This window comes from Streptomyces sp. NPDC012466 (assembly GCF_042955215.1).
Taxonomy (GTDB): Bacteria; Actinomycetota; Actinomycetes; order Streptomycetales; family Streptomycetaceae; genus Streptomyces.
Genome location: NZ_JBIBEQ010000001.1, coordinates 227,113 through 243,409 on the forward strand (window position 1 = coordinate 227,113; position 16,297 = coordinate 243,409).

Below are 16,297 nucleotides of genomic sequence, written 5' to 3' on the forward strand. Positions count from 1 at the left end.
GACGAGCCGCGGGTCAGGCGTCGCGGTAGGCCTCCAGCAGCCGCAGCCACACCTCGCTGATCGTCGGGTAGGACGGGACGGCGTGCCACAGGCGGCTGACCGGGACCTGCCCGGCGACCGCGATGGTCGCGGAGTGGATGAGTTCGCCGACGCCGGGGCCGACGAGGGTGACGCCGCGCAGGATCTCGTCCTCGAGGTCGACGACCATGCGGGCGCGGCCCTGGTAGCCGTCGGCGTAGAGGCCGGCCCCGGCGACGGTGGACAGGTCCACGTCGACGGCCTTCACCCGGTGGCCCGCCCGTTCCGCCTCGGCCAGGGACAGTCCCACGGCCGCGGCCTCCGGATCGGTGAAGACGACCTGGGGGACGGCGGTGTGGTCGGCGGTCGCGGCGTGCGCGCCCCAGGGCTCGGCCAGGAGGGCCTCGCCGCTCGCCCGTGCGGCGATGGCGGCACCGGCGATGCGGGCCTGGTACTTGCCCTGGTGGGTGAGGAGGGCGCGGTGGTTGACGTCGCCGACCGCGTACAGCCAGTCGTGGCCGGTCACGCGGAGGCTGTCGTCGACGGGCAGCCAGGAGCCGGGGTCGAGGCCGATGGTCTCCAGGCCGATGTCGTCGGTGCGTGGGGCGCGGCCGGTGGCGAAGAGGATCTCGTCGGCCTCGATGCGGTCGCCCGTGCCGGTGACGGCCACGACCGTCCCGTTCTCCCGGGTCACCGACTCCACGGAGGTGCCCGTGCGGACGTCCGCGCCGGCCTCCGTGAGCGCCTCGGCGATCAGTTCCCCGGCGAAGGGCTCCATCCGGGGGAGCAGGCCCTTGCCGCGGACCAGCAGGGTGACCTTCGAACCGAGGGCCTGCCAGACCGTGGCCATCTCGGTGGCGACCACTCCGCCGCCGATCACGATCAGCCGGCCGGGCACGGTCTTGGAGCTGGTGGCCTCCCGGCTGGTCCACGGCTTGACCGCGTCGAGCCCGGGCAGGCCGGGCAGGGCGGCGCGGCTGCCGGTGCAGACGGCGACGGCGTGCCGGGCGGTCAGGACGCGCTCGCCGCCGTCCGGGCCCGTGACCGTCACCGTGCGGGGGGCGGTGAGGCGCCCGTGGCCGCGGTACAGGTCGGCGCCGATGGAGTCGAGCCACCCGACCTGCCCGTCGTCCTTCCAGTTCGAGGTGTAGTAGTCGCGGTGGGCGAGGACCGCGGAGGCGTCGAGGGGGCCCTGCACAGACTGGCGCAGGCCCGGTACGCGGCGGGCGTCCGCGCGGGCGATGACCGGCCGCAGCAGGGCCTTGCTGGGCATGCACGCCCAGTAGGAGCACTCGCCGCCGACCAGCTCGCTCTCCACGACCGCGGTGGTCAGTCCGGCCGCGCGGGTGCGGTCGGCGACGTTCTCCCCCACGGGCCCGGCCCCGAGCACCACGACGTCGTACGCGTTGGTTTCCGTTTCCGTCATGGGGTCAGTCTGGTGGGTGGTGTGCGCCCTGGCCACATGGGTAGGGGCGCGGAATACGTGTCCGGTCGGCCGTGTTGTGCCGACGGCTTGACCCCACCCCAGGAAGCAGGGAATGACGCCATGAGCAGCACCGTGGAGCTCACCAAGGAGAACTTCGACCAGACGGTCACGGACAACGAGTTCGTCCTGATCGACTTCTGGGCCGACTGGTGCGGGCCGTGCAAGCAGTTCGCCCCGGTCTACGAGAAGGCGGCGGGAGAGAACCCGGACCTGGTGTTCGGCAAGGTGGACACCGAGGCGCAGCCCGAGCTGGCCGCGGCCTTCGGTATCCAGTCCATCCCCACGCTGATGATCGTCCGGGACCAGGTCGCCGTGTTCGCCCAGCCGGGCGCCCTGCCCGAGGCCGCCCTGACGGACGTCATCGGGCAGGCCCGGAACCTCGACATGGACGAGGTGCGCAAGGCGATCGCCGAGCAGCAGGCGCAGCAGCCGGCGGAGTGAGGGGCCTCGGGGTTCCGAGGCCCGTCCGGCCGGATCCTAGAAGGGGTACGGAGCAACGTCTCCGCGTACCGTCGTCCAGCGCAGTTCGGTGAAGGCCTCCAGGTTGGCCTCACCGCCGAAGCGGGCGCCGGTGCCGGAGGCGGCGACTCCGCCGAAGGGTGCCACGGCCTCGTCGTTCACGGTCTGGTCGTTGATGTGGACGATGCCGGTCGGAATGCGATCGGCGAGGTCGAGACCGCGGGCCGGGTCCCTGGTGACGATGCCCAGGGAGAGGCCGTACGGGCTCTGCGCGGCCAGCGCCGCCGCCTCGTCGGCGGTGCTGAAGGAGCGGACGGGTGCCACCGGGCCGAAGACCTCCTTTGTGTACGCGGGAGAGCGGTCGTCGACGTGGGCGAGGACCGTCGGCCGGTAGAAGAGCCTGTCGTGGGTGCCGCCGGCGGCGAGCTTGGCGCCCGCGCTCGTGCTGGCCTCGACCAGAGCGCTGATCTTGGTGAGCTGGCCCGAGTCGATGATGGGGCCCAGGTGGACCTGGTCCCGGTAGGGGTCGCCGACGGCGAGTGAGTCGGCCTTGGCGGCCAGCCGCTCGACGTACTCGTCGTACAGGGACGCGTGCACCAGGTGCCGCCCGGTGGTCATGCAGATCTGGCCCTGGTGGAAGAACGACCCCCAGGCGGCGGTGGAGATCACCGCGTCGAGGTCGGCGTCCTCCAGCACGATCATGGCCGAGTTGCCGCCCAGTTCGAGGTGGGCCCGCTTGAGGTGACGGCCGGCGGCCTCGCCCACGGCCCGTCCGGCGGCGGTGGAGCCGGTGAAGGAGATGACCGGCACCCGCGGGTCGGCGACCAGGGCCTGTCCGGCGTCCGGGCCGCCGGGGAGCACGTGCAGCAGGTCCTCCGGCAGGCCCGCGGCGGCGAAGACCGCGGCGAGGGACAGCCCTCCGCACACGGCCGTGCGCGGGTCCGGCTTGAGCAGGACCGCGTTGCCCAGCGCCAGGGCCGGTGCGACGGAACGGATGGAGAGGATCAGCGGGGCGTTGAACGGCGAGATCACGCCCACCACACCGGCAGGGACACGCCGCGTGTACGACAGGCGCGGCGCCTCGCTGGGCAGGACCTGGCCGGCCGGGCGCGAGGCGAGGGCGGCGGCCTCGTAGCACTCCTGGGCGGCGACGTGCAGTTCGAAGTCGGCCTTGCCGGGTACGGAGCCCGATTCGCGGACGAGCCAGGCGCGCAGTTCGTCGGCGTGCTCGGTGAACAGGTCGCCCGCCTTGCGCAGCACGGCGGCGCGCGCGAAGTGCGGGGTGCGCGCCCACGCGTACTGGGCGGTGGCCGCCCGCTCGGCGGCGGCCCCGACGTCCTCGGGCCCGGCGAGGGTGAGGGAGCCGAGGGCTTGGCCGGTGGCGGGCTCGGTGACGGTGTACCCGGGCCCCGTGAGGCTGCGGGGCTGCCAGCTCCTGGTGTCGAGCAACGGCATGACGGCTCTCCGATCGATCGGTCACCGGCGGACGGGACGGTCGATTCCCGTGTGTGCGCGGCCGGTTCGGCGGTCACATGGCGGGACGCGCCGAGCGGGCGCGGCGGAGTGCGCCGCGGCCCGGCTGGGAACGCGCCCCCGTTTTGTTGAGCATGCAACATCCTAGCCGTGCCGCGGGCCGAAAACCGGTTCACCGGCCGCCTGTCGGCCGGTCGCACCCCCGTCGGCTCAGCTGGATTCGCGGTGCAGCACCGTCGCGCCCAGAACCTTGTGCGTCTCGGGCTCGGTGGTGGGCCTGCGCACCGTGCGGTCGACCAGCTCGGCGAGTTCACGGCCGGAGGGCAGCTCCAGACGGACCGTGCTCAGCCGGGGCCGCAACAGCCGTCCGAGCACCAGGTCGTCGGCGCCGATCACGGCCGTCTCCTCGGGGATGCCGATGCCCTCGTCGAGCAGGGCCCGCATCAGCAGCATCGCGTACTCGTCGTTGTAGGTGAACACGGCGTCCAGACCGAGGCTCCGCCAGCGGGCGGCCAGGCGCGCCGCGGCCTGCTCGTCGTAGGCCAGCGGCAGTTCGGTCACCGTGGCGTCCGTGCCGCGCAGCGACTGGCGCACGCCGTCGAGGCGGGGCGCGGAGAACGCCTCGAGACCGGGGTCCTGCGGCACGACGACGCCGATCCGGCGCCGGCCGCGGTCGTAGAGGTGGGCGCCCGCGCTGTGGCCGACGACGTCGTGGTCCATCAGCAGGGCGTGGGCGCCCTCGATGGTTTCGGGGCCGAGGGTGACCACGGCCCGCGCCCCCGAGCGCTTGAGCACCGCCACCCCGCGCGGGCCCAGTCCGGAGCCGGGCACCAGGACGGCGACGGGCCGCAACTCGGCCCAGGCGCGGGCGGCTTCGTCGCCGTGCGGGCCGCCGGTGCCGTACTGCACCACCGTGTAGTCCAGACCGGCGAGCGAACCCTGGAGGTCGGCGAGGAACCGGCTGTAGAGCGGGCCGACGGGGAAGGTCGGCGCGGGGATCAGGACCATCCGGCTGTGCCCGGCACGCAGGCTGCGGGCCGCCGCGTGCGGTACGTACCCGAGTTCCCTGGCGGCCTCGTGCACACGGCGGCGGGTGGGTTCGCTGATCCGTACGGCGCTGGTGTTGTTCAGGACGTAGGAGACGGTCGCGCGCGAGACGCCGGCCAGGCGGGCCACATCGGCGCTCGTGGGCACGGAGCGCGACGGTGCGGGGGACGGGGGCGCGGGCGTTTTCGGTATCTGCACCATGACGTACGGCATCTTGGCAGAAGCCCCAATGCGCCCTTCCGGCGGGGGAGTTGTGAGGAAGCCGTGAGCGCTCACGAAGCAGGGCGGGCAGTTCTCAGCGGGCCGAGCCCGCGCCCGTCACCCGGTCCACCAGGTCGATCCACGCGGCCTCCAGGCGGGCCAGCGGTATGCCGCACTGCTCGGTCAGGTGGTGGATCAGGGCCGGGTCGAGCTGGCCCATCAGCGCGTGGGAGAGGAGTTCGCTGTCCGCTCCGGGGACCGCCTGCCGCAGCAGCATCTCGATATGGTGCCGCAGCACGCGGCGGGCGGGGACGACGTAACGGCGGCCGGCGCCGGGGTCGGCCGCCAGTTGCAGTTCCAGCTCGTCCGCCGAGCGGCGCAGCATGGCGCAGCCGAACGCCCGCAGCCGCTCCACGGGCGGCGCTCCGGGGCCGAGCGGCGGCGGGCCACCGAGGAACGCGGCCTGGAACTTCTTCTCGGAGTGGTCGAGCAGCGCCGTCAGCAGGCCGGTGCGGTCGCCGAACCTGCGGAAGACCGTGCCCTTGCCGACGCAGGCCTCGGCCGCCACCGCCTCCATCGTGACGGCCTCCGCGCCGCGCTCCGCCACCAGCCGGCCGGCGGCCTCGAGCAGCCGGGCGCGGTTGCGCGCGGCGTCGGCCCGCAGACATGGCTCGTCGGCCTCCAGGGCGGTGCCGAGCTGCAGCAGCTCGGGGTGGTCGACGGGCTCCTGGGGCGTCGGGGCGGGCGGCGGGACGGCGGACATGAAGCCAGCGTAAAGCATCGGGAACAAAACTGGACCGCGGTCCGGTTAGGATGCTAGAACGTTAAACGGACCCCGGTCCGGATCGATACGCAGTGTTTTCAGAGCAGTGCCTCATACGTGGGAGTCAGCATGTCCGTTCGTATCCTCGCCCTCGTCGGCAGCCTTCGTGCCGGCTCGCACAACCGCCAGCTCGCCGAGGCGGCCGTCAAGCTCGCCCCCGAGGGCGCCGAGGTGAGCCTGTTCGAGGGTCTCGCCGAGATCCCCTTCTACAACGAGGACATCGACGTGGAGGGCAGCGTCCCGGCCGCCGCGGCGCGCCTGCGCGAGGCCGCGAACACCGCCGACGGCCTGATCCTCTTCACGCCCGAGTACAACGGCACCATCCCGGCCGTCCTGAAGAACGCCATCGACTGGCTGTCCCGCCCGTACGGTGCCGGTGCCCTCAGCGGCAAGCCGGTCGCCGTGGTCGGCACCGCCTTCGGCCAGTACGGCGGTGTCTGGGCGCACGACGAGACCCGCAAGTCCGTGGGCGTGGCCGGCGGCAAGGTCCTGGAGGACGTCAAGCTCTCCATCCCCGGCTCGATGACCCGCTTCGCCGAGACGCACCCGGCCGACGACGCCGAGGTCGCCGAGCAGCTGACCGAGGTCATCGCCCGCCTGCACGGTCACGCCTCCGCGCCCGCCGCGGCCTGACCGTCCTCACCTCGCGCCCACGGAGGGGCCGCGGCCGGCAACGGCCCCGGCCCCTCCGGCATGCCGTCGGCAGGATCTTCGCCGACAGGGACCCGGCTGTCCGCCCCGCCCCAGCGGCCTCCGCCGGCCGGTGCCCGGACCGGCCGGTGCCCGGACCGGCCGGTGCTCAGGCCGGTTGCGGCTCGCGCCCGGGCCGGTGGATCGGCGTGTCCGAGCCGGTGAGCGGTGCCCCCGTGCCGCCCTGCCGCGCCGCGATGATCTCCGCCGCGATGGACACGGCGGTCTCCTCGGGCGTGCGGGCCCCCAGGTCGAGGCCGATCGGCGACCTCAGCCGGGTCAGCTCGCGCTCACTCAGGCCCGCCTCGCGCAGCCGCCGGTCACGGTCCTCGTGGGTGCGGCGGGAGCCCATGGCGCCGATGTACGCGACGGGCAGCCGCAGTGCCTCCGTGAGCAGCGGGATGTCGAACTTCGCGTCGTGCGTGAGCACGCACAGCACCGTCCGCCCGTCGGTCCCGGTACGCCGCAGGTAGCGGTCGGGCCAGTCGACGACGATCTCGTCGGCCTCCGGGAAGCGGGCCCGGGTCGCGAAGACGGGGCGGGCGTCGCAGACGGTGACGTGGTAGCCGAGGAACCTGCCCACCCGGACCAGGGCCGCCGCGAAGTCGATCGCCCCGAACACGATCATGCGGGGCGGCGGGACGGCCGACTCGACGAGCAGGGTGAGACCGCCGGGGCAGTGCGCCCCGTCCTCGGAGAGCTCCACCGTGCCGGTGCGGCCCGTGTCGAGCAGGGCACGCGCTTGGCCGGCCGCCGTGCGCTCCAGGTCCGGGTCGCCGCCGAGCCCGCCGTCGCCGGAGCCGTCGGGGCGGACCAGCAGGGCCCGGCCGAGGAGGGCGGCCGGGCCCCGGACCACCCGGGCGAGGGCCACGGGCTCGCTCCGGGCTGCGGCCGCCAGCGCCGCCGACTCGACCGCACGGCCGCCCACGAACGGGGTGATCATGACGTCGATGGTCCCGCCGCAGGTCAACCCCACCGCGAAGGCGTCCTCGTCGCTGTAGCCGAACCGCTCGACGAGCACCTCGCCGTCCTGGAGGGCCTGAAGGCACAGGTCGTACACCGCTCCTTCCACGCAGCCCCCGGAGACCGAGCCGACCGCCGTGCCGTCGGCACGGACGGCGAGCGCGGCGCCGGGAGGGCGTGGGGCGCTGCCGCCGACGCCGACGACCGTGGCGACGGCGAAGTCACGGCCCTCCTCGATCCACGCGTGCAGGGGCCCGGCGAGATCAAGCATCGCCGCGGGCCATCAGGACGCGGTCGGGCCGGATCGGCAGGTCGCGGTGGCGTACGCCGGTGGCGTGCCACACCGCGTTGGCGACCGCCGCGGCAGCGCCGACGATGCCGACCTCGCCGATGCCCTTGATGCCGACCGGGTCGTCCGGGTCGGGGTCGTCCACCCAGTCGGCCTCGATGTGCGGTACGTCGGCGTGCGCGGCGACGTGGTAGCCGGCCAGGTCGGCTCCGTAGAGGCCGCCGCTCGTTCGGTCCCGGACGGCCTCCTCGTGCAGGGCCATGGAGATGCCCCAGGTCATGCCGCCGACGAACTGGTTGCGGGCGGTCAGCGGGTTGACGATGCGGCCGGCCGCGAAGATGCCCAGCATGCGGCGCACACGGACCTCACCGGTGGCGGGGTCGACGGCGACCTCGGCGAACTGCGCCCCGAAGGCGTGCCGTTCCTTCTGGGCGAGCGCGCCGACGGCCTCGGCCGTGTCCGACCGTACGGTGACGCCCTCCGGCGGGATGTCGGCGCCGGGCGCGAGGCTCCGGCGCAGTTCCCCGGCGGCGGCCGTGACGGCCCAGCCCCAGGAGCGGGTGCCGGCGGAGCCGCCGGCGATCGACGCGGGGCCGAGGTCGCTGTCCCCGATCCGCACATGGACCCGGTCCGCGGGCACCTCCAGGGCGTCCGCGGCGACCAGGGTGAGCGCGGTCCTGGCGCCGGTGCCGATGTCCGCGGCGTTGATCCGCACCGTGAAGGTGCCGTCCGCCTCCGCGGTCACGGCCGCCGTGGACGGCATGGCCAGCGTGGGGAAGGAGGCCGCCGCGGTGCCCGTGCCGAGCAGCCAGCGGCCCTCCCTGCGCACGCGGGGCCGCGGATCCCGCCCGTCCCAGCCGAACCTGCGGGCGCCCTCCCGGAAGCAGGCGATCAGGTTGCGGCCGCTGAACGGCAGCCCGGAGACCGGGCCCACCGCGGGCTCGTTGCGGATCCGCAGTTCGATGGGGTCGACGCCGCACCGCTCGGCGAGCTCGTCGAGCGCCGACTCCAGCGCGAACGAGCCCGGTGCCTCGCCCGGGGCGCGCATCCAGGTCGGGGTGGGGACGTCGAGCCGCACGAGCCGGCAGGCCGTGTGGTGGGCGTCGGCGGCGTACATCGAACGGCTCGCCGCGGCGCTCGGCTCTATGAACTCGTGCACGGTCGAGGTCTGGTTCAGCGACCGGTGCTCCAGGGCGCGCAGCCGCCCGTCCGCGTCGGCGCCGAGCCGGACCCGCTGGGCGGTGGGGCTGCGGTAGCCGGCGAGCGAGAACATCTGCCGGCGGGTCATGACGACCCTGACGGGACGCTGCAGGACGGTCGCGGCCATCACCGCGGCCACCTGGTGGGCGCGGGCGCCCTTGCTGCCGAAGCCGCCGCCGACGTGCTCGGAGCGGACCCGCACCGAGCCGGGGTCGAGGGAGAACAGCCTGGCGAGCTCGTCGGCGACCCAGCTGGTGCCCTGGTTGGAGTCGACGACCTCGAGCCGGCCGCCCTCCCACCGGGCCGCCGCCGCGTGCGGCTCCATCGGGTTGTGGTGTTCCTCGGGGGTGGTGTACCGCGCGTCCACCACGACGGCGGACGCTGTGAGTCCGGCTTCCAGGTCGCCCTTCTCCACCACGGCCGGCATGTGCCCGTCGACCGGGTACGCCTCGGCGTCGCGCCCGGCGGAGAACGCCACGTCGTGGGGCTCCTGGTCGTAGTGCACCACGAGGGCCTCGGCGGCCTCCCTGGCCTGTTCGGAGGTCTCCGCGACGACCAGGGCCACCGGCCAGCCGGCGTGGGGCACCCGGTCGTGCTGGAAGAGGCCGACGCTCGGGTCCGGCGGGACGCCCATGACGCCGATGTAACCGGTGTCGACGCGCGGGGCGTTGTGGTGGTGGAGCACGGTGAGGACACCGGGCATGCCGAGCACGGCCTCGGTGTCCAGGGCACGGATGCGGCCGCGGGCGACGGTGGACAGCACCAGCCAGCCGTGGGCGAGTGCGGCGAACGGGATCTCGCCGGCGTAGCGGGCCGCTCCGGTGACCTTGTCGCGGCCCTCCACGCGCGTGTGCGCGGTGCCGGCGGCTCCCCTGGTGGCGGTGGTCATCGGGCGGCCTCCTCGGCGAGTTCGCTCAGCACGGCCACGACGAGGTTGCGCATCAGGGTCACCTTGTATCCGTTGTCGGGCAGGGGCCGGGCGGCGGCCAGTTCGGCGTCCGCGGCGGCCGCGAAGTTCCCCGCCTCGGCCGGCTCGCCGGTCAGGAGGCGTTCGGCCGTGCGAGCGCGCCAGGGGCGGGAGGCGACGGCGCCGAACGCCAGGCGCACGTCGTGCACGAGCCCGTCCCGTACGTCGAGCGCGGCGGCGACGGAGCCGATGGCGAAGGCGTACGAGGCCCGCTCGCGCACCTTGCGGTAGCGGGAGTTGACGGCCGCGACGGTGGGCGGCAGGGTGACGCCGGTGATCAGGGCGCTCGCCGGCAGGGCGGTCTCCCGGTGCGGGGTCTCCCCCACCGGCAGGTACAGGTCGGCGAGCGGCAACTCCCCCGGCCCGGCGGCCGTTTCGTAGGTCACGCGCGCGTCGAAGGCGGTCAGGGCCACGCCCATGTCCGACGGGTGGGTCGCCACGCAGTGGCCGGAGGCGCCCAGGATGGCGTGGTTGTGGTGCTCGCCCGCGATCGCCGGACAGCCGCTGCCGGGATCGCGCTTGTTGCAGGGCGAGTCGATGTCGGCGAAGTAGCCGCAGCGGGTGCGCTGGAGCAGGTTGCCGCCGACGGTGGCCATGTTGCGCAGCTGCCCGGAAGCGCCGGCCAGCACCGCCTGGGCGAGTGCGGGGTAGCGGCGCCGGACCTCGGGGTGGGCGGCCAGGTCGCTGTTGGTGACGGTCGCCCCGATGCGCAGCCCGCCGTCCGCGGCCGGCTCGACGCGGTTCAGGGGCAGTTCGCGTATGTCCACGAGCCGGGCGGGCCGTTCGACGCCGGTCTTCATCAGGTCGACGAGGTTGGTGCCACCGCCCAGGAAACGGGCCTGCCCGTCGCCGTCGAGCAGCGCCACGGCGCCGGAGACGTCGTACGCCCGCTGGTAGCCGAACTCCCTCATGCCGCGGCTCCCTTCGTCTCCTCGGCGGCCCGGGCCACGGCCTGGACGATCGACACGTACGCGCCGCAGCGGCACAGGTTGCCGCTCATGCGCTCCCGGATCTCCTCCGGGGTGAGCGGTGGCGGTCCCGCCTCGGGCCGGACGTCGCCGGTGACCGCACTCGGCCAGCCGGCCGCGTGTTCCTCGATCACGGCGATGGCCGAACATATCTGCCCCGGCGTGCAGTAGCCGCACTGGAAACCGTCCAGGTCGAGGAACGCCTGCTGAACCGGGTGCAGTCGATCGCCGTCGGCCACACCTTCGATGGTGGTGATCTCGCGCCCTTCGGCGGCGACCGCCAGTTGCAGGCAGGCCACGCTCCGGCGGCCGTCGACCAGGACGGTGCAGGCGCCGCACTGCCCCTGGTCGCAGCCCTTCTTGGTGCCGGTCATGTCGAGGCGCTCACGCAGGGCGTCGAGCAGGGTGGTGCGGTGGTCGACGGTCAGCGTGTACTTCTCGCCGTTGACGGACAGGGTGAGGTCGCTGGACGTCGATGGGGGCATGGAAGCCTTCTCTCTCACATCGCGAGGTCGGGGAGCACGGCGCTGCGGCTGGAGGTGCCGTCGCGCGACCGTGCGGGATGCGGGCGGGCCGGTCCCGGGCGCGGCAGCCACGGGCTGTCCGTACGGACGGCACGCCGATACGATGAGACAAGCGGACAGTTGTCCGCTACCGGGAAAACGTAACGGACAACTGTCCGCTTAACAAGGGCCGGCTTTCGGCCATGGATCACGAGGAGGGCGAGTGCGGCAGGACAGGGACGCTCCGCTGCGCTCGGACGCGCAGCGCAACCGCGAGCGCATCCTGGCGGTGGCGCTGGACGAACTGACGCGTTCGGCGGACGCCCCGCTGAGCGCGATCGCCAGGAAGGCGGGTGTCGGGCAGGGCACCTTCTACCGCCACTTCCCCACCCGTGAGGCACTCGTCCTGGAGATCTACCGGCACGAGATGCAGCAGGTGGCCGACACCGCGGCACCGCTGCTGGAGAGCCGGGAGCCCGACCGGGCGTTGCGCGAGTGGATGGACCGGCTGGCGCGGTTCGCCATGGCCAAGGCGGGCCTGGCCGACGCCATCCGCCAGGCCACCAGCGCACCGGGGCAGCCGGCGAAGCCGGGGCACGCCCCGGTGACCGAGGCGGCCGAACTCCTGCTGCGAGCCGCCGAGAAGGCCGGCACCATCCGGCCGGGGATCACCGCGGACGACCTCTTCCTCGCCATCGGCGGACTCTGGACGATGGACCCCCGCGGCGGCGACTGGCAGCCGCGCGCCACCCGCCTGCTGGACTTCGTCATGGACGCGCTGCGCGTGGGGGCACCCGGCCGGTGACATACAGGGGCGGGCCCGGCCGGTGACACACAAGGGGCTGGCCCGGCCGGGTCCGCAGAGGTCGGGTCCGGCGGGTGAAACACAGGGGGCAGGCCGGCCGATGACATTACGGGGGCAGGCCCGGCCGATGACATTACGGGGGCAGGCCCGGCCGAGACGCACAGGGGCGGGTCCGGCCTATGACACGGGGTGCGGGCCCGGCCGGGTCCGCAGGGGTGGCGTGCGGCAGACAGGGCCGGGCCCTGGGACCGCCCGGGCACTTCAGGCGATCGCCGTGGGTGCCAGTTCGCGCAGTTCCCCGAGTGCCGCCGCCACCGCCGGCCGGGCGTGCCCGCCGCCCCGGGTGCAGGTCAGGAGCTTGCGGTGCGGGTTGCCTGCGCAGCGGACCCGGGTGACCGGCAGGTGCGGGGGCAGATGGGCCAGGCGCGGGATGAGGGCGACGCCGAGCCGGTGGGCCACGAGGTGGGCGCAGACGTTCCAGTCGAGGGCGTGATGGACGATGTCGGGGGTGAACCCGGCCGCGCCACAGGCGGAGAGGACGCTCGGACGGCAGGGACTGTCCTCCACCGGCGCGATCCACGCCTCCCGTGCCGCCTCCGCGAGATCGACCCGGGCCCGCCCGGCCAGCCGGTGCTCCTCGGGTACGACCAGGTCGAACGGGTCGTCGAGCAGCGGCCGCTGATCGAACCGCGCGTCGCTCATCGGCGGGTTGTGCGGGGTCGTTTCGACGACCGCCAGGTCGGTCTCGCCCTCGAAGAGCAGGTCGAAGCTCTTCGGGACACCCGCCTCGGTGATCCGGACGGACAGCCGCGGATGCCGCTCCCCCAGCCGGGCCGCCATCGGCGCCAGCAGCACCGAGACGGCCACCGGGAAGCCGGTCACCCGCAGCACCCCTGAGGGCGTCCCGTGGTCGGCCCGTAGATCCAGTTCGGCCTGGTCCCAGCGGGCCTGGATGGCATCGGCGTGCGCGAGCAGACTCTCGGCGGCCGGGGTGAGCCGCACCCCGCGCCCCAGCGGCTCCAGCAGGTCGACGCCCAGGTCCCGGGCGAGCTGACGGATCTGCTGGGAGGCGGCGGACGGCGTGAAGTGCAGGGCCCGGGCGGCCGCGGTGACCGTGCCGTAGTGGGCGACCGCCCTCAGGACGTGGAGTCGGCGCAGGTCGATCATGAAGGCCAGGCTTCACAGTGACATCCGGAAAGTCAACCTGGACCTGTACGGACCCGCGGACGCACCCTGGCTGTGTCGCGACATCCACCAGCCACGAGGGACGAGGAGTCAGACATGACCAGCACCGACGCCACCGCCTGCCCGCACTGCGGCCGGCCGGACGGCGAACCGTTCCGGGTGCTGTCGCGGCACACCACGGCGACGGGCCGCACGGAGTGGACGCGCTGCGGATGCGGCTCGCTCCAGGTCCGGGTCTCCGACGGCCGCGGCACACGTGTCGTCTCGCGCAGCAGGCCGGCGCCCGCGCCGGCCCCCGCACGGTCGGGCACGGCGAGCCGCTGCCGCCGCTGACCGGGGCACGCGCGTCGGTCGCCGACGAGCCGCGGCTCGGGGCGCCTCGGCCGAGTGCGCGGCAGCCGGCTCACCAGCGCGCTCATGACCTGCGTATCTTGGTGGCGCCGTCGGCTCGCGGCGGGGCGCGGACGCCTATCGGCTCGCGGCGGGATTCGCGCGGGGGCGCTGGTGTCCCGCTCGTCGCTGTGGCCCGGCCCGCCGCCGTGACGCCACCCGCCGAACGGCGGGCAGCTTCCGCCGCTCGGCGGCGCCCGCGGGCAGGCCCGCGGAACCGACGATGGCTGCACGAGCCGCCGCGACCCCGCGTGAGGAGACGTCCATGACGTACGTTCCGCCCCCGTTCGACCCCGAACTCGCCGCCGCCCTGGAACTGATCAAGGACATGATCAGTCCGGGGCTCACGCTCGACGAGATCGCCGAGGTGCGCCAGGGCCCCGGCATCCGGATGCTGGCCGAGCTCGACCTGACGATGGGCGGGACGTTCGAGGTGGAGGACCGGCAGGTGCCGGGGCCGGAGGGCGAGCCGGACATCTCCCTGCTGATCTGTCGCCCGGCCGCACCGGAGAATGCCGGGCCACGCCCCGTGATCTACCACGTGCACGGCGGCGGCATGATCATCGGGAACAACCGGGTCGGGGTCGACGTCCCGCTGGCCTGGGCGCAGGCCCTGGACGCGGTCGTGGTGTCGGTGGAGTACCGGCTGGCACCGGAGCATCCGCACCCCGCGCCGGTCGAGGACGTGTACGCCGGGCTGCTGTGGACGGCGGACCATGCCGCCGAACTCGGCGCCGACCCCGAGCGGATCGTCGTCGCGGGCGCGAGCGCGGGCGGCGGGCTGTGCGCGGCCCTGGCCCTGCTCACCCGGGATCGCAAGGGTCCGCAGCCCCTCGGGCAGGTGCTGATGTGCCCGATGCTCGACGACCGCAACAACACGCCGTCGACGTACCAGATGGAGGGTCTCGGGGTGTGGGACCGCACCGCCAACGAGACCGGCTGGACCGCGCTGCTGGGCTCGCGCCGCGGTGGCCCCGACGTGCCGGCGTACGCGGCACCGGCCCGGGCCGAGGACCTGACGGGGTTGCCTCCGGCCTTCCTGGACGTCGGTTCGGCGGAGACCTTCCGCGACGAGGTCGTCGCCTACGCCTCGCGCATCTGGCAGGCCGGCGGGGTGGCCGAACTGCATGTGTGGCCGGGCGGTTTCCACGGTTTCGACGGGTTCGCGCCTCAGGCGGCGGTGTCGCAGTCGGCGCGGGCGGCGCATCTGAACTGGCTGCGCAGGCTGCTGGGGGCCTGAGCGACCGGGGCGGTGGGGCGTCGGTCGCGGTGGCGGGGAAGCCGTCGAACGCCGGCCGTCCCCGAAAGCGGCCGCATACCGCACCATGGGGCCTATGAAAGAGCTGGCCGGGCGGCTGACCGCCCTCGACCCGGACGCCGGTGCGGCGGTCCGGGTCATCGCCTACTTCGACCGCCTGACCGAGTCCAGAGCCGGGCTCGAGGCACTCGTGCGCGGTGCCGCCGTCCTGGCCGGCTGCCCGGCCCGGCTGGTGGATCCGGACCGGCGCGTGCACGTCAGGGTGGAGGCCGACGGCACCCGGGGGGACAGCGAAACCCCGCCCGACCCGGCCTGGCCCGCCGCGCGACTGAGCACCGACGGTACGGCGACGCTGTGGCTGGAACGGAGCGGGGACGGCGCCACCTCGGACGGGGTCGTCCGAGACGGAGCCGGCCGAGGTGGGGCCGACGCCGAGCACGGCGGCCCGGCCGCGAAGGTGCCCGACGCGTCCACGCCCGAGAAGGTGCGAACGCGGCACACTCCCAGCGTGGTCGACGCCGTGATCCTCGAACGGGCCGCCGGTGCCGTACGGCTGGTGCTCGACCGCACCCGCGGCCGGGCCCCGGCCGACGACCCGGCGCTGGTCGAGACGCTCCTCGACGCCACGGCCCCCGAACCGGCCCGTCTGCACGCCGCCCGCCGCCTCGGACTGGACCTCACCGCCCCGGCCCGGGCCCTCGCCCCGCTGAACGGCCGCCCACGGGTGATACCCGCCGGCCCGGAGGCCGTTCCGCACGCACGTCACGCCGCGGCGGAAGCCCCCGCCCGGCCTCGGACCCCTCCTGCCCTGCCCGGACCCCGGACAGGCCCGGGGACAACCCCTCCCCCAGGGCAGCCTGTCGACCCGGAAGCCGCGCAGGCCGCTCCGCGTGCCCGGACCGGCCCCGCCCCCGCCGCTGCCGTCGCCGTCGCCGTCGCCGGTCAGCGAACCGCTCTCGCAGAGCCCGGCCTCCCCGCCGGCCGCCTCGGCATCGGCCCCGCCGTCCCCGTGCTCGACCTGCCCCGGTCCTGGGCCGAGGCCCGTACCGCCCTGCGGTTCACCGCCGAGGGCACCCCGCAGGACCCCGGGCCCCGGGTCGTGTACGCCGACGAACTGGGCGGTATCGCGCTCCTCGCCGATGTCGTCGTACCCGGCGCGGAGCCGCCGCCCGACGTCCGCGCCCTGGAGACCGCCGCGGCGACCACGCCCTGGCTGTTCGCCACGGTGCACGCGGTCGTGTCCACCGCGAGCCTGCGGGCGGCGGCCGCCGAGATCAACGTCCACCACTCCACGCTCCAGGACCGCCTGGCCCACGCCGAGCACCTCCTGGGCTGGCCGATCCGCACCCCGCAGGGCCGGCTGCGGCTGCAACTGGCCCTCACCATGCGGCACCTGTCCCGGCCGTAGCAGCCGTACGCCAGGGGGCATCTGCCGTACGCCCGCCCGTATCCGCCCTACGCCCGGCCGAGGGCTCTGCCGCCCCGAGCCGCGTCGCGCCGGTGAAAAGCCGCACGCCACCGGCATCACCGCCCCGCGAAACCCTCCGCCGGCGTGATCCGGATCGCGTCGGC

15 protein-coding genes are annotated in these 16,297 nt (G+C 74.5%); 6 read left to right on the top strand and 9 right to left on the bottom strand.

Annotation, left to right across the window (positions count from 1 at the left end):
• Window positions 1-13 precede the first annotated feature (13 nt).
• Window positions 14-1,444: an FAD-dependent oxidoreductase gene (locus ACFY9E_RS01050; RefSeq protein ID WP_390978083.1), complete on the bottom strand. Its 1,431-nt coding sequence runs from the start codon at window positions 1,442-1,444 to the stop codon at window positions 14-16.
• Window positions 1,445-1,564: 120 nt separating this feature from the next.
• On the opposite strand from ACFY9E_RS01050, the gene trxA reads away from it, so the two are divergent.
• Window positions 1,565-1,945, top strand: coding sequence for a thioredoxin (gene trxA, locus ACFY9E_RS01055; RefSeq protein WP_384158646.1), 381 nt, complete (start codon window positions 1,565-1,567; stop codon window positions 1,943-1,945).
• Between the two features lie 36 nt (window positions 1,946-1,981).
• On the opposite strand, the gene ACFY9E_RS01060 is transcribed toward trxA, so the two are convergent.
• The 3 genes from ACFY9E_RS01060 to ACFY9E_RS01070 all read right to left on the bottom strand — a co-directional run bounded on the left by ACFY9E_RS01060 (window position 1,982) and on the right by ACFY9E_RS01070 (window position 5,447).
• A complete protein-coding gene (locus ACFY9E_RS01060; RefSeq protein ID WP_390978085.1) occupies window positions 1,982-3,418 on the bottom strand; it encodes an aldehyde dehydrogenase family protein in 1,437 nt (478 codons plus the stop codon).
• A 228-nt stretch (window positions 3,419-3,646) separates the two neighbouring features.
• Window positions 3,647-4,696 carry a substrate-binding domain-containing protein gene (locus ACFY9E_RS01065; RefSeq protein WP_390978087.1) on the bottom strand — a complete coding sequence of 350 codons (1,050 nt, stop codon included), beginning with the start codon at window positions 4,694-4,696 and terminating at the stop codon, window positions 3,647-3,649.
• Window positions 4,697-4,778: 82 nt separating this feature from the next.
• Window positions 4,779-5,447, bottom strand: coding sequence for a TetR family transcriptional regulator (locus tag ACFY9E_RS01070; RefSeq protein ID WP_390978089.1), 669 nt, complete (start codon window positions 5,445-5,447; stop codon window positions 4,779-4,781).
• A 129-nt stretch (window positions 5,448-5,576) separates the two neighbouring features.
• On the opposite strand from ACFY9E_RS01070, the gene ACFY9E_RS01075 reads away from it, so the two are divergent.
• Entirely contained in the window at window positions 5,577-6,140 is a 564-nt protein-coding gene (locus ACFY9E_RS01075; protein WP_390978091.1) for an NAD(P)H-dependent oxidoreductase, read from the top strand.
• Between the two features lie 166 nt (window positions 6,141-6,306).
• On the opposite strand, the gene ACFY9E_RS01080 is transcribed toward ACFY9E_RS01075, so the two are convergent.
• The 4 genes from ACFY9E_RS01080 to ACFY9E_RS01095 are packed head-to-tail and all read right to left on the bottom strand — an operon-like array spanning window position 6,307 to window position 11,069.
• Window positions 6,307-7,431, bottom strand: a complete 1,125-nt coding sequence (locus ACFY9E_RS01080) for an XdhC family protein (RefSeq protein ID WP_390978093.1) — start codon at window positions 7,429-7,431, stop codon at window positions 6,307-6,309.
• On the bottom strand, window positions 7,424-9,538 hold the full coding sequence (locus tag ACFY9E_RS01085) for a molybdopterin cofactor-binding domain-containing protein (RefSeq protein WP_390978095.1): 2,115 nt from the start codon (window positions 9,536-9,538) through the stop codon (window positions 7,424-7,426). The genes ACFY9E_RS01080 and ACFY9E_RS01085 overlap by 8 nt, the downstream gene beginning before the upstream one ends.
• Window positions 9,535-10,527 (bottom strand): FAD binding domain-containing protein, encoded by a 993-nt coding sequence (locus ACFY9E_RS01090; RefSeq protein ID WP_390978097.1) that lies wholly within the window; start codon window positions 10,525-10,527, stop codon window positions 9,535-9,537. The genes ACFY9E_RS01085 and ACFY9E_RS01090 overlap by 4 nt, the downstream gene beginning before the upstream one ends.
• Window positions 10,524-11,069 (bottom strand): 2Fe-2S iron-sulfur cluster-binding protein, encoded by a 546-nt coding sequence (locus ACFY9E_RS01095; protein WP_390978099.1) that lies wholly within the window; start codon window positions 11,067-11,069, stop codon window positions 10,524-10,526. The genes ACFY9E_RS01090 and ACFY9E_RS01095 overlap by 4 nt, the downstream gene beginning before the upstream one ends.
• Before the next feature lie 241 nt (window positions 11,070-11,310).
• On the opposite strand from ACFY9E_RS01095, the gene ACFY9E_RS01100 reads away from it, so the two are divergent.
• Window positions 11,311-11,892 carry a TetR family transcriptional regulator gene (locus ACFY9E_RS01100; protein WP_390978101.1) on the top strand — a complete coding sequence of 194 codons (582 nt, stop codon included), beginning with the start codon at window positions 11,311-11,313 and terminating at the stop codon, window positions 11,890-11,892.
• Between the two features lie 261 nt (window positions 11,893-12,153).
• Here the strand turns inward: ACFY9E_RS01100 and ACFY9E_RS01105 are convergent, their stop codons facing one another.
• Window positions 12,154-13,059: a LysR substrate-binding domain-containing protein gene (locus ACFY9E_RS01105; RefSeq protein ID WP_390978103.1), complete on the bottom strand. Its 906-nt coding sequence runs from the start codon at window positions 13,057-13,059 to the stop codon at window positions 12,154-12,156.
• Between the two features lie 114 nt (window positions 13,060-13,173).
• On the opposite strand from ACFY9E_RS01105, the gene ACFY9E_RS01110 reads away from it, so the two are divergent.
• The 3 genes from ACFY9E_RS01110 to ACFY9E_RS01120 all read left to right on the top strand — a co-directional run bounded on the left by ACFY9E_RS01110 (window position 13,174) and on the right by ACFY9E_RS01120 (window position 16,133).
• Entirely contained in the window at window positions 13,174-13,410 is a 237-nt protein-coding gene (locus ACFY9E_RS01110) for a hypothetical protein (RefSeq protein ID WP_390978105.1), read from the top strand.
• 322 nt (window positions 13,411-13,732) lie between these two features.
• Window positions 13,733-14,707 carry an alpha/beta hydrolase fold domain-containing protein gene (locus ACFY9E_RS01115; protein WP_390978106.1) on the top strand — a complete coding sequence of 325 codons (975 nt, stop codon included), beginning with the start codon at window positions 13,733-13,735 and terminating at the stop codon, window positions 14,705-14,707.
• A gap of 94 nt (window positions 14,708-14,801) precedes the next feature.
• Complete coding sequence (locus tag ACFY9E_RS01120; protein WP_390978107.1) at window positions 14,802-16,133, top strand: helix-turn-helix domain-containing protein; 1,332 nt, start codon at window positions 14,802-14,804, stop codon at window positions 16,131-16,133.
• Window positions 16,134-16,297: the final 164 nt, after the last annotated feature.